Source organism: Ruegeria sp. HKCCA4008 (genome assembly GCF_013033125.1).
Taxonomy (GTDB): Bacteria; Pseudomonadota; Alphaproteobacteria; order Rhodobacterales; family Rhodobacteraceae; genus Ruegeria.
The window spans coordinates 850,508-862,528 of the sequence record NZ_WQDM01000001.1; the positions used below are offsets into that span (position 1 = coordinate 850,508).

Annotated in this window: 12 protein-coding genes; 11 read left to right on the forward strand and 1 reads right to left on the reverse strand. The window is 57.6% G+C overall.

Annotated features, from left to right (window positions below; translation table 11 throughout):
• Nucleotides 1–42: 42 nt before the first annotated feature.
• A complete protein-coding gene (locus GOW60_RS04245) occupies nt 43–1,413 on the forward strand; it encodes a class II 3-deoxy-7-phosphoheptulonate synthase (protein ID WP_171115908.1) in 1,371 nt (456 codons plus the stop codon).
• Nucleotides 1,414–1,481: 68 nt separating this feature from the next.
• Here the strand turns inward: GOW60_RS04245 and GOW60_RS04250 are convergent, their stop codons facing one another.
• The gene (locus tag GOW60_RS04250; protein ID WP_171228327.1) at nt 1,482–2,156 is read right to left on the reverse strand and encodes a PAS domain-containing protein; all 675 of its coding nucleotides are present in this window, start codon (nt 2,154–2,156) and stop codon (nt 1,482–1,484) included.
• Nucleotides 2,157–2,400: 244 nt separating this feature from the next.
• Between GOW60_RS04250 and GOW60_RS04255 the strand changes: the two genes are divergently transcribed.
• From GOW60_RS04255 to phoB, 10 genes are all read left to right on the forward strand, one after another.
• Nucleotides 2,401–3,291, forward strand: a complete 891-nt coding sequence (locus GOW60_RS04255) for a YicC/YloC family endoribonuclease (RefSeq protein WP_171228328.1) — start codon at nt 2,401–2,403, stop codon at nt 3,289–3,291.
• Between the two features lie 17 nt (nt 3,292–3,308).
• Nucleotides 3,309–3,950, forward strand: a complete 642-nt coding sequence (gene gmk / locus GOW60_RS04260; RefSeq protein ID WP_152457986.1) for a guanylate kinase — start codon at nt 3,309–3,311, stop codon at nt 3,948–3,950.
• Nucleotides 3,947–4,471 carry a gamma carbonic anhydrase family protein gene (locus GOW60_RS04265; RefSeq protein ID WP_171228329.1) on the forward strand — a complete coding sequence of 175 codons (525 nt, stop codon included), beginning with the start codon at nt 3,947–3,949 and terminating at the stop codon, nt 4,469–4,471. Before gmk ends, GOW60_RS04265 begins: the two co-directional genes overlap by 4 nt.
• Before the next feature lie 27 nt (nt 4,472–4,498).
• Nucleotides 4,499–5,539: a cell wall metabolism sensor histidine kinase WalK gene (locus GOW60_RS04270; RefSeq protein ID WP_171228330.1), complete on the forward strand. Its 1,041-nt coding sequence runs from the start codon at nt 4,499–4,501 to the stop codon at nt 5,537–5,539.
• A gap of 194 nt (nt 5,540–5,733) precedes the next feature.
• Nucleotides 5,734–6,774: a substrate-binding domain-containing protein gene (locus GOW60_RS04275; RefSeq protein WP_152457983.1), complete on the forward strand. Its 1,041-nt coding sequence runs from the start codon at nt 5,734–5,736 to the stop codon at nt 6,772–6,774.
• 92 nt (nt 6,775–6,866) lie between these two features.
• Nucleotides 6,867–8,339 carry a phosphate ABC transporter permease subunit PstC gene (gene pstC / locus GOW60_RS04280; protein WP_171228331.1) on the forward strand — a complete coding sequence of 491 codons (1,473 nt, stop codon included), beginning with the start codon at nt 6,867–6,869 and terminating at the stop codon, nt 8,337–8,339.
• Nucleotides 8,336–9,667, forward strand: a complete 1,332-nt coding sequence (gene pstA / locus GOW60_RS04285; protein ID WP_152457981.1) for a phosphate ABC transporter permease PstA — start codon at nt 8,336–8,338, stop codon at nt 9,665–9,667. The genes pstC and pstA overlap by 4 nt, the downstream gene beginning before the upstream one ends.
• Before the next feature lie 12 nt (nt 9,668–9,679).
• A complete protein-coding gene (gene pstB, locus GOW60_RS04290) occupies nt 9,680–10,477 on the forward strand; it encodes a phosphate ABC transporter ATP-binding protein PstB (RefSeq protein ID WP_171228332.1) in 798 nt (265 codons plus the stop codon).
• 16 nt (nt 10,478–10,493) lie between these two features.
• On the forward strand, nt 10,494–11,195 hold the full coding sequence (gene phoU, locus GOW60_RS04295) for a phosphate signaling complex protein PhoU (RefSeq protein WP_171115921.1): 702 nt from the start codon (nt 10,494–10,496) through the stop codon (nt 11,193–11,195).
• Nucleotides 11,196–11,207: 12 nt separating this feature from the next.
• Entirely contained in the window at nt 11,208–11,897 is a 690-nt protein-coding gene (gene phoB / locus GOW60_RS04300) for a phosphate regulon transcriptional regulator PhoB (RefSeq protein WP_152457978.1), read from the forward strand.
• The last annotated feature ends 124 nt before the right edge of the window (nt 11,898–12,021 follow it).

The window sequence follows — 12,021 nt, forward strand, 5'->3', positions numbered from 1 at the left end:
TTGTATAGAGACCACCTGAAAACTTCAGCGGAGATCAAAGCTATGACCGAATGGCAAAAATCGAACTGGCGCAACAAGCCCCGGGTTCAGATGCCAGATTATACCGACGCGGCCGCGCTGGCCAAGGTCGAGGCTCAGCTTTCAAAGTATCCCCCGCTGGTCTTTGCCGGCGAGGCGCGGCGTCTCAAACAGCATCTGGGTGCCGCCGGGCGCGGCGAGGCCTTCCTTCTGCAAGGTGGGGATTGCGCTGAAAGCTTTGAACAATTCAGCGCTGATGCGATCCGTGACACCTTCAAGGTGATGCTGCAAATGGCGATGGTTTTGACTTATGGCGCCAAGGTGCCAGTGGTCAAAGTCGGTCGTATGGCCGGGCAATTTGCCAAACCACGCAGTGCCCCGACCGAAGTGGTAAACGGTGTGGAACTGCCAAGCTACCGCGGCGACATCATCAACGAATTGGCCTTCACGCCCGAAGCCCGGATTCCGAATCCCAACAAGATGTTGCAGGCCTACACGCAAGCGGCGGCGACGCTGAACCTGCTGCGTGCGTTCTCGACCGGCGGCTTCGCGGACATGAGCCGCGTGCATGCCTGGACTTTGGGTTTCGCGGATGAACAGGACGTTCAGAAATATTCCGAGGTTGCCGATCGCATTCAGGACACCATCGACTTCATGGAAGCCGCTGGAATCACTGCGGAAACAACCCATGAATTCTCGACCGTCGAATTCTACACCAGCCACGAAGGGCTGCTGCTTGAATACGAAGAGGCACTAACGCGTCTGGATTCCACCTCGGGCAACTGGCTGGCTGGCTCTGGTCACATGATCTGGATCGGCGACCGCACCCGTCAGCCCGACGGCGCGCATGTCGAGTTCTGCCGCGGGGTTCTGAATCCGATCGGTCTGAAATGCGGCCCGACCACCACGGCCGAGGACCTCAAAGTTCTGATGTCCAAGCTGAACCCCGACAACGAAGAGGGGCGTCTGACCCTGATCGCGCGCTTCGGTGCGGGCAAGGCGGGCGAGCATCTGCCGCGTCTGATCAAGGCGGTCAAGGAAGAGGGTGCCAAGGTAACCTGGGTCTGCGACCCGATGCACGGAAATACGATCAAATCGGCCACGGGCTATAAAACCCGCCCGTTCGATTCTGTTCTGCGCGAGGTGCGTGACTTTTTCGGAGTGCATCAGGCCGAGGGAACCATCCCCGGTGGCGTGCATTTCGAAATGACCGGGCTAGATGTGACCGAATGCACCGGCGGTGTACGTGCCGTGACGGAAGAGGACCTGTCGGACCGCTACCACACCGCTTGCGATCCGCGCTTGAACGCGTCGCAGTCGCTGGAACTTGCGTTCCTGGTGGCGGAAGAGTTGACCAACCTGCGCCGCAACGGTTCGAAACGCGCGGTAAGCTGAGCGCATCTGTAACAATGACAACAGCGGGCCATCGGCCCGCTGTTTCTGATCACGGCAATCGGCGGGTCTCAATCGTCGCGAGACACCACCAGATGAAGATGGCTGGCAGAGCGTTTGAATTCGCGTTGTTCCTCGGCAAAACCGTCCACAGGGCGGCGCTGTGTGGGCGCGGGTACCTGAATTTCAGAAACCGGTTTGATCCGCGTATCAGTCAGTGTAAAACGGCGCGGTGTCTTGCCGATTGCGCCATCGGCGATCATGACCCCCAAAATACGACTGACATCCCCAAGGTCACTTTTCAGCGGCAGAAGGATCATCCGGGCCTGCATCCGGGTACGTCCCAACACCCCGCCCGACTTCAGACTCAATTCGGCAACAGCGGGGGACGCAAATACCTGTTCCAGTACATCTTTGGTCTGCGCGCGGGCATCGGGTTGAAAGAACGCGGTCAACGGCATCCCCCGCACTTCCATACCTGCAAGCGCGTTCAGATGACTGCCTGCCAGACGAAAACGGGCCAGGCCGGGTGCGATGCGTTCCAGGATAAAAGTATATTCAAGAACATTCTCAAGACCGCGCGGGTCGATTTGAGACCGCATCGGCACGCTGTCGCCGCTCAACAATGCGGTCCAATACGCCTCGGCCTGGCGGATCGGCGATAGGCTGCGCCCACTGTCAAAGCGATCCATTGCGACGATCTTTCCAAATTCTGACCCGGAACCTATCCCGAAAAAGGTTTTCATTTTCATCACCCTACCGTCAATTGGCCGCCTTTTTCATAAAATGCAACACATTGGAAGCATCTGCGGCCCGCAAACCATTGCTATGGGCATTTTGACTCGGGTTAATTCAATTTTGGAGCAATTCTTTAACGAATGGTTAACTTGCGCCAAACAATTGCGTCGTCAGCAAACTCTTGCTCTGCACCAGTCAATGGCATTAGGTGCGCACATGCTCGAAACAGCAGGGGAACAGGAAAGGGCCATCATGATCAGATCCATGACCGGGTTTGCCTCGGGGAAGGGAACTTTCGGCCCGCACAGTTGGTCGTGGGAACTTCGCAGCGTAAACGGCAAGGGGCTGGACATGCGTCTGCGCGTGCCCGACTGGTTGACCGGCCTCGAAGTCGCGTTGCGGGCGTCCCTGTCCAAATCTCTGAGCCGGGGAAACGTGACCCTGTCGATGCGCTTGAACCGCGAGGACTCTGCCCCGGAACTGGCCTTGAACGAAACCGCGATGGCTGCGGCCCTGACGGCTCTTGAGCGAACGGAAGCGTTGGCGGCTGCGCGCGGCATCACGCTGGCGCCGTCGCGTGCGTCAGATCTTTTGGCGCTCAAGGGGATGATGGACGCAGGAACTGAGGCCGACGATCCGGCTCCGCTTGTTGCTCATCTGACGTCCGAATTCAAAGATCTTCTGGCGGCGTTCATAGATATGCGCAAAACCGAAGGGGCAGCTTTGGCCGCGGTCTTGAATACGCAACTGGATCAGGTCGCGGAACTGACGGCGCAGGCCGCAGAGATTGCCGAGCAGCGCAAGGACAAGATGACCGAGGGGCTGCGCGAGAATCTCGCGCGGGTGCTGGAGAATGCGCAGGGCGCGGATCCCGATCGTGTCGCGCAAGAGCTGGCGATGATCGCGGTCAAGGCGGATATCACCGAAGAAATCGACCGCCTGACCGCGCATGTGGCGGCCGCTCGTGAGTTGTTGGCACAGGACGGGGCCGTGGGCCGCAAGCTGGATTTCCTGATGCAAGAGTTCAATCGCGAAGCCAACACGCTGTGTTCCAAGGCGCAAAGCTCGGACCTGACATCGGTCGGGTTGGAACTGAAAGCGGTGATCGATCAGATGCGCGAGCAAGTGCAGAATGTGGAATAAGAATGGGAACGACTGACATGGCGGACCGCCGAGGCCTACTAATCATCCTGTCTTCTCCGTCCGGAGCGGGCAAATCGACCCTGGCCAGACGGCTGATGGCCTGGGATACGGATCTGGAATTCTCGATCTCGGCGACGACCCGTGCCCCGCGCCCCGGGGAAGAGCATGGGCGCGAGTATTTCTTCCTTTCCGAGGACGAGTTCAAACAGCAGGTCGCTGATGGGCAGATGCTGGAACACGCCCATGTATTCGGAAACTTCTATGGTTCGCCTGCCGAGCCGGTCAAAAATTCGATCAATGCCGGTAAGGACGTATTGTTCGACGTCGACTGGCAGGGTGAAGTGCAGATCCGAAATTCGGATCTGGGCAAACACGCGTTGTCGATCTTCATTCTGCCGCCGTCCATCCCCGAGCTGCGCCGCCGGCTGGAAACACGCGGGCAGGACAGTGATGACGTCATCGCCCGTCGAATGCTCAAAAGCTGGGATGAAATCAGCCACTGGGGCTATTACGACTACGTCCTGATCAACGATGACCTCGAGGCAACCGAAGAAAAGCTGAAAACCATCGTCAGCGCGGAACGGATGCGTCGCATTCAGCAACCCAGGTTGCAACAGCACGTCCGCAAGTTGCAGAGAGAATTCGAGGGACTGTCATGACCATTTATGCTTTGGGAGAGCACGCTCCGCACATTCACGAGGACACCTGGGTCGCGCCGGATGCCAATCTGATTGGCAAGGTTGTGCTGGAGCAGGGGGCCTCGGTCTGGTTCGGCTGTACGATTCGCGCGGATCACGAAGAAATCCGGATCGGCGAGGGCAGCAACGTTCAGGAAAACTGCGTGATGCATATCGATGCCGGTTTTCCCCTGACGATTGGTCGAAATTGCACTATCGGCCACAAGGTGATGCTGCATGGCTGCACCATAGGCGAAAACTCGTTGGTCGGAATGGGCGCAATCGTCCTGAACGGGGCAAAGATCGGCCGGAACTGTCTGATCGGAGCAGGGGCCCTGATCACTGAGGGCAAGGAAATCCCCGACAATTCGCTTGTCATGGGATCGCCGGGCAAGGTCGTGCGCCAGCTGGATGAGGCCGCGGCGCAAAGGATCACGTTCAGTGCGCTGCACTATCAGGAAAACATGCGCAAATTCCGCGAAACCCTGAAACCTGCGCTTTGACGCCACGGAATGAGTGGGGTTTGACGCATGACCGAAGACGTTCTTGAGGACATTGTTCTTGCGATCCCGCTGCCGGCGCTGATGGTGGATCAGACCGAACGGATCATTGCCGCGAACACGGATGCAACGTCTCTTCTGGGCCAGAACATCGTTGGACGTCATTTTGCGACCATATTGCGACAGCCGCAGGTTCTGGACGCGATCGAGCAAAGCCTGACAAGCAGAAGCGCAAAGAATGCACGTCATCTGTCCAATGACGGTGCGCAGGACACAACATACACAGTTGAATGCAGATACATGAACGGGGTCGCTTCCGAAGGGGCCGTCATGGTCACGTTTCAGGATACCACCCATCTGGAGCACGCCAGCCAGATGCGACGGGATTTCGTGGCCAATGTCAGCCATGAATTGCGCACGCCGTTGACTGCCTTGATGGGGTTTATCGAAACCCTGCGCGGTCCGGCCCGGGATGACCCCGCCGCGCGTGACCGGTTCCTCAAGATCATGGCCGATGAGGCCAACCGGATGAACCGTCTGGTCGGGGATCTGTTGTCGTTGAACCGGGTCGAAAGCGAAGAACGTGTTCGACCCAAGCAACAGCTGGAACTTACCGGTCTTCTTCAATCCACAATAAACTCGCTGCGGCCCCTTGCGGAGGATGCTGGCGTGGTTTTGTCGCTGGATGTGAAAAACGGTCCGCTTTCAGTCACCGGTGACAGCGACCAGTTGCGACAGGTTTTCACCAATCTCATCGAGAACGGGATCAAGTATGGCGCCAGTGGCGGTAGTGTTACGGTACGTGTCCTGCCGGCGGACAGGGATCCGGCGATGCGCGGCGCGGCTGTCCGAATCCAGTTCATAGACAAAGGGCCCGGCATAGATGCCGTTCACCTGCCGCGCCTGACAGAGCGATTCTATCGCGCCGACAGCCACAGGTCGCGGCAGCTGGGTGGAACCGGGCTTGGCCTTGCGATCGTGAAGCACATCGTCAATCGCCATCGTGGAAGACTTCGTGTCGAAAGCGAATTGGGAAAAGGTTCTGTTTTTACGGTCATTTTGCCCCGTTGAAACAACTTGGAATGCAAGTTTGCTTTTAATCTGACCCCACGGGGCATTGGCTGTTCCGGGGGTCAAACGCAAAAAAATGCCCTGCTGTCATAAAACCGTTACGCATGTGTCACAAAAGGCTTACGCACGCCCCATAGGGGTCCCCGCAGGATCATCATGGTGGTGATCAAGTACACCTTTTCAGGGAGACTGAAATGTCCTTTGTAAAACTGTCGGCATCTGCGCTGGCTATCGCTGCCGTCTCGGCGACCACTGCTGCGGCGCGTGACAACGTTCAGATCGCCGGTTCGTCGACCGTTCTGCCTTATGCCTCGATCGTAGCCGAACTGTTCGGTGAAAACACAGACTTTCCAACTCCGGTTGTTGAATCCGGCGGTTCGTCGGCTGGTCTGAAGCGTTTCTGCGAAGGCGTTGGCGAAAACACCATCGACGTTGCAAACGCGTCGCGCGCGATCCGTGAAAAAGAGATCAAAGCCTGCGCCGAAAACGGTGTGACCGACATCATGGAAGTCCGCATCGGTTATGACGGCATCGTATTCGCTAGCCAGCAGACCGGGCCTGCCTTCACCGCGTTCGAACCGTCCGACATTTTCAATGCTCTGGGTGCAAAAGTTCTGAAAGACGGTGAGATCGTTGACAACCCGTACAACACCTGGGCCGAGTTCAACCCAGAACTGCCCGATGTTGAAATCGCAAGCTTCATCCCAGGCACCAAGCACGGCACCCGCGAAGTGTTCGAAGAAAAAGTTCTGCTGATCGGTTGTGAAGAAACCGGCGCCATGGAAGCCATGATCGCGGGCGGCATGAGCGAAGACGACGCTGAAGATGCCTGTCTGGCGGTTCGCACCGATGGCAAATCGGTTGATATCGACGGTGACTACACCGAAACCCTGGCGCGTATCGACACCAACCCCAACGGTATCGGCGTGTTTGGTCTGGCGTTCTACGAGAACAACACCGACAAGTTGAAGGTTGCCACCATGTCGGGCGTCGCACCGTCGACCGAAACCATCTCGACCGGCGAATATCCGGTTTCTCGCCCGCTGTTCTTCTACGTGAAGAAAGCTCATATCGGCGTGATCCCGGGCCTGAAGGAATACGCGCAGTTCTTCACCCATGACGAAATCGCCGGTCCCTCGGGCCCGCTTGCCAACTATGGCCTGGTCGCCGATCCCGAACTGGCAAAAACTCAGGACGCGATCGCCAACGAAGTCACCATGGGTTCGGGCAGCTGAGCCTGACACCGTTCTAATGCAAATAGGGGCGACGGATCAGTCGCCCCTTCACTGTCTTTTTACTACTCGCAATCGAAGGCAATGGGGGTGTCATGCCGATACTTTGGCTCTTTTTGATCGTTTCGGCGATCGCGGCTGTCGGCTATCTGTTGGGACGCACACGCGCACTGCAAAACGCAGATGGTGACAGTCGGAATCTGCATTCCCTGCCATCATTTTACGGCGTAAACGTTGCGCTGAAGACACTTGTTCCGGCCTTCGGTCTCTTGATCGTGTGGCTGTTGGCGCAGCCTTTCTTCCTCAATGCGCAGGTGTCGGACATGATACCGGACTCCGTGATAAAGGAAGGTTCCTCTCGCAGCCTGGTGATGGCCGAAGTACGCCGCACGGCCGCCGGGCTGGACAATGCGGTTGCGCTTGGAACCCTGACCGAGAACGCCGCCAGTGATGCCGATGCAAATATCAGCGAGATCACCCAGCTTTTGAAGGACGCGGGGCAGGTGGTGACCTCGGACATCACCCAACCGGTACTGCGCGCTGCGCAGAGCTATCGCTCCATGAGCTCTACCGGGTATGCGATCATGTCCATTGCCGTTATTGCGGTTGCCTTGATCGGTGCCGTAGCGGGCTGGTTGCAAACCAACGCCGAATACCGTGCGCGCAACGTTGTGGAACAGGGGATTCGTGTCCTGCTTCTGGCGGCCGCGTCGGTTGCAATCCTCACAACGGTGGGCATTGTCCTGTCTCTTGTGTTCAACACCTGGGAGTTCTTCAAACTATACCCGGCGTCAGATTTCTTTTTCGGTATGACCTGGGCGCCCAGCTTTTCGGGCCGCGGCGGGTTGTCCGAACTTGGGATCTTGCCGCTGCTGTGGGGGACGCTCTACATCTCTGTCGTGGCGTTGCTGGTCGCAGTGCCGATCGGGTTGTTCGCCGCGATCTATCTCAGCGAATACGCTTCGCCCCGTTTGCGGTCTGTCGCCAAGCCGCTGCTTGAGGTGCTGGCCGGGATTCCGACCATCGTTTACGGTCTCTTCGCTTTGTTGACCGTTGGCCCGCTGCTGTTGGATGTTTTTGGTGAAAGTGGCCTGGGCTGGATGAAAGCCGGCACCGCCGTCATGACTGCGGGTCTGGTGATGGGGATCATGTTGATCCCGTTTGTCTCATCACTGTCTGACGACATTATCAACGCGGTGCCGCAGGCCATGCGCGACGGTTCCTACGGTCTTGGCGCCACGCAATCCGAAACCATCCGTCAGGTCGTTCTGCCCGCCGCGTTGCCCGGTATCGTCGGCGCGATCCTTCTGGCGGCATCGCGCGCCATCGGCGAGACCATGATCGTGGTTCTTGGGGCAGGGGCTGCGGCCCGCCTCAGCCTGAACCCGTTCGAAGCCATGACAACTGTGACAGCCAAGATCGTCAGCCAGTTGACGGGGGACGCCGACTTTGCCTCGCCCGAGGCGCTGGTCGCCTTCGCACTTGGCATGACCCTTTTCATTCTAACCTTGGGGCTCAACGTGTGTGCCCTGTATATCGTGCGCAAGTACCGGGAGCAGTACGAATGACCGACACCAGTATGCAAAGCCCCCAATCCGGTCGCCATACGATCTCGCTCACGGCTTCGGATGAACGTACGAAGAAACGTGCCAAGGCCGAGAAACGGTTCCGTGCTTATGGCATCGCCGCAATCGCAACCGGTCTGTTCTTTCTGGTTGTTCTGTTCGCTTCGATCCTGTCGCAGGGGATTCCGGCCTTCCAACGCACGGTCGTCAGCATTGAATTCACACTGACCGAACCGCAGCGGGACGAGGCCGAAGGAGCCCTGTTCAAGACAAAAGTCTATTCCAACCTGTTCGTCGCTCAGTTGAACAGTGAACTTGCTGAACGCGGGATCAGCGTTGATTTTGATGAGGCCGCGATCGAGCGTCTTTTGGGTAAAGTCGGCGGGACGATCCGGACCTTTTACACCGAAAACCCCGACAAGCTGGGTGAGCCGGTCCAATTCGATCTGGCAGCATCCAGCCGGGTGGACGGGTATTTCAAAGGCCGCGTATCCCGCGACACGATACAGGACAGCCGGTTTCTGCAAAAAAGTGATCTGGATCTGGTCGATGCGCTGGAACAGGCTGGCATCATCAAGCAGGCATTCAACTGGCCCTTCATCACCGGCGCGGACGCAGGCGTGGACAACCCCGGCGGCGCAGGCATCGGTGTCTCGGTTGTGGGATCCTTCTTCATGATGCTGGTCGTTCTGTGTCTGTCTCTGCCGATTGGCGTTGCAGCTTCGATCTATCTCGAGGAGTTTGCGCCGCAAAACAAGTTGACTGACCTGATCGAAGTGAACATTTCGAACCTGGCCGCGGTTCCGTCCATCGTCTTCGGTATTCTGGGCCTGGCCGTTTTCATTCAGTTCATGCACTTGCCGCAATCGGCACCGCTGGTCGGCGGTCTGGTTCTGACCCTGATGACGCTTCCGACGATCATCATCTCGACCCGCGCGTCCTTGAAGGCCGTGCCTCCGTCGATACGCGACGCGGCGCTTGGGGTAGGGGCGTCGAAAATGCAGGCGGTGTTTCACCACGTGTTGCCGCTGGCTGCGCCGGGCATTCTGACAGGTACCATCATCGGTCTGGCGCAAGCCTTGGGTGAAACCGCACCTCTTTTGCTGATCGGCATGGTGGGGTTTGTCGCACGCGGATATCCCGACGGCTTTCTTGCAGGCTTTACCGAGCCGAATTCAGCCATGCCCGCCCAGATCTATACATGGGCCGCACGTGCTGACGTTGGCTTTTACGAGAAGGCGTGGGGTGGGATCATCATACTTTTGATGTTCCTGCTGACCATGAATATCATCGCAATCATCTTGCGCCGCCGCTTTGAACGTCGCTGGTAAATGGGGGCTGGAATGAACGACATGACACGAGTGGAGAGAACCGTGGACTCCAAAGACATCAAGATCAACGCCAGGAACGTACAGGTTTTCTACGGTGAAACCCATGCCATCAAGGACGTGAGCGTTGAGATCGAAGACAAGACCGTCACGGCCTTCATCGGGCCATCTGGTTGTGGCAAGTCCACCTTCCTGCGCTGCCTGAACCGAATGAATGACACCATCGATATCTGCCGCGTCGAAGGCGACATCCTGCTGGATGGTGAAGACATCTATGACAAGCGTGTCGATCCGGTCCAGTTGCGCGCCAAGGTCGGAATGGTGTTCCAAAAACCCAACCCGTTCCCGAAATCGATCTATGACAACGTGGCCTATGGCCCGCGCATTCACGGCATGGCCCGCAACAAGGCGGAACTGGATGAAATCGTGGAAAAATCCCTGCGCCGCGGCGCGATCTGGGATGAGGTCAAGGATCGTCTGGATGCACCGGGCACCGGACTTTCCGGCGGCCAGCAGCAGCGTTTGTGCATCGCCCGGGCCGTCGCCACCGAACCCGAAGTTCTGTTGATGGACGAGCCGTGTTCAGCCCTTGATCCGATTGCGACCGCACAGGTCGAAGAGTTAATCGATGAACTGAGGTCTCGATTTTCTGTTGTGATCGTCACCCACTCGATGCAGCAGGCGGCACGGGTCAGTCAGAAAACGGCCTTTTTCCACTTGGGTAATCTGGTTGAATTCGGTGAAACCGGCCAGATCTTTACCAATCCGATAGATCCGCGCACGGAAAGCTACATTACAGGCCGCATCGGCTAAGCACAGGTATCTGACAATGAGCGAACAACATATTGCAACTGCTTTTGATCGCGACCTCGAAGCGATCCAAGCGCATATCATGAAGATGGGCGGACTGGTCGAGGCCGCCATCATAGGCGCGGCCCGCTCGCTGGAAACCCGTGATGAAGAGTTGGCGCAAGAGGTGCGAAAAGGCGACAAAGCCATCGACGCGCTTGAAGAACTGATCAACGAAGAAACGGCCAGGTTGATTGCGCTGCGGGCACCCACGGCCAGTGACTTGCGTCTGATCCTGTCGGTTCTGAAGGTATCCGGCAACCTTGAGCGCATTGGCGACTATGCCAAGAATATCGCCAAACGAACCACGGTTCTGGTCAATGCCAGCGAGATCAACGGAAGCGCTGCGGCCCTGCGCCGTATGGCACGCGAGGTCGAACGGATGCTGCGTGATGCGCTGGATGCCTACATTCAGCGCGATGCGGAACTGGCCACAGACGTCATCAACCGCGATGAAGAGGTTGACCAGATGTATAACGGCCTGTTCCGGGAGTTTCTGACTTTCATGGCCGAAGACCCGCGCAATATCTCGGCCTGCATGCACCTGCATTTCATCGCCAAGAACATCGAACGCATGGGCGATCACGTAACCTCGATCGCTGAACAGGTCGTGTATCTGGTAACCGGCGACCGCCCGGCCGAAGCCCGGCCCAAGGCTGACAACACGTCGCAAACCGTGTAGGAGACGAGCGAGATGTCCGCAGATCAACCTACCGTTTTGGTTGTAGAGGATGAAATGGCCCAGCGTGAGGTTTTGGCCTACAACCTGGAAGCTGAAGGGTTTCGGGTTTCCAAGGCTGGCAACGGCGAAGAAGCCATGCTGTTGGTAGACGAAGACTGCCCGGACATCATTGTTCTGGACTGGATGATGCCCAATCTGAGCGGTATCGAGGTCTGCCGACGCCTGAAAAGCCGACCGGACACGCGTTCAATCCCGATTATCATGTTGTCGGCCCGGACCGAGGAAGTCGACAAAGTTCGCGGTCTTGAAACCGGCGCGGATGATTACGTGGTCAAGCCATATTCCGTGGTCGAGCTTATGGCGCGCGTTCGCACTCAATTGCGCCGCGTCCGTCCTTCGACCGTTGGTTTGCGCCTGGAATTCGATGACATCATCCTTGACTCCGAGACGCACAAGGTCAGCCGGGACAACAAACCCCTGAAGCTTGGGCCGACCGAGTTCCGTCTTCTCAGCACATTCATGGAAAAGCCGGGCAGGGTCTGGAGCCGCGAGCAATTGCTGGACCGGGTTTGGGGTCGCGACATCTATGTCGATACCCGAACCGTTGATGTGCATATCGGGCGATTGCGCAAAGCTCTGACGCAATATGGCGGGACCGACCCAGTACGAACCGTCCGCGGCGCTGGTTATGCCTTAGGATAACCACATCCTGTGCACATGACGCCAAAATCGTTTGATTTTTTGCAGAACTCGTATTTGTGGCTGGCGCCCCTCCTATTGCCTTTGAGGGTAGGGGGCTCGGCCCATTTCCTCCAACATCTTTTCC

Excerpts from the sequence above, each read along its gene's own strand:
- pstA (WP_152457981.1), top strand. The coding sequence starts at position 8,336 with ATGACCGACACCAGTATGCAAAGCCCCCAATCCGGTCGCCATACGATC.
- GOW60_RS04250 (WP_171228327.1), bottom strand. The coding sequence starts at position 2,156 with ATGAAAACCTTTTTCGGGATAGGTTCCGGGTCAGAATTTGGAAAGATC.
- pstC (WP_171228331.1), top strand. The coding sequence starts at position 6,867 with ATGCCGATACTTTGGCTCTTTTTGATCGTTTCGGCGATCGCGGCTGTC.
- pstB (WP_171228332.1), top strand. The coding sequence starts at position 9,680 with ATGAACGACATGACACGAGTGGAGAGAACCGTGGACTCCAAAGACATC.
- phoB (WP_152457978.1), top strand. The coding sequence starts at position 11,208 with ATGTCCGCAGATCAACCTACCGTTTTGGTTGTAGAGGATGAAATGGCC.
- phoU (WP_171115921.1), top strand. The coding sequence starts at position 10,494 with ATGAGCGAACAACATATTGCAACTGCTTTTGATCGCGACCTCGAAGCG.
- gmk (WP_152457986.1), top strand. The coding sequence starts at position 3,309 with ATGGCGGACCGCCGAGGCCTACTAATCATCCTGTCTTCTCCGTCCGGA.
- GOW60_RS04275 (WP_152457983.1), top strand. The coding sequence starts at position 5,734 with ATGTCCTTTGTAAAACTGTCGGCATCTGCGCTGGCTATCGCTGCCGTC.
- GOW60_RS04245 (WP_171115908.1), top strand. The coding sequence starts at position 43 with ATGACCGAATGGCAAAAATCGAACTGGCGCAACAAGCCCCGGGTTCAG.
- GOW60_RS04255 (WP_171228328.1), top strand. The coding sequence starts at position 2,401 with ATGATCAGATCCATGACCGGGTTTGCCTCGGGGAAGGGAACTTTCGGC.
- GOW60_RS04265 (WP_171228329.1), top strand. The coding sequence starts at position 3,947 with ATGACCATTTATGCTTTGGGAGAGCACGCTCCGCACATTCACGAGGAC.
- GOW60_RS04270 (WP_171228330.1), top strand. The coding sequence starts at position 4,499 with ATGACCGAAGACGTTCTTGAGGACATTGTTCTTGCGATCCCGCTGCCG.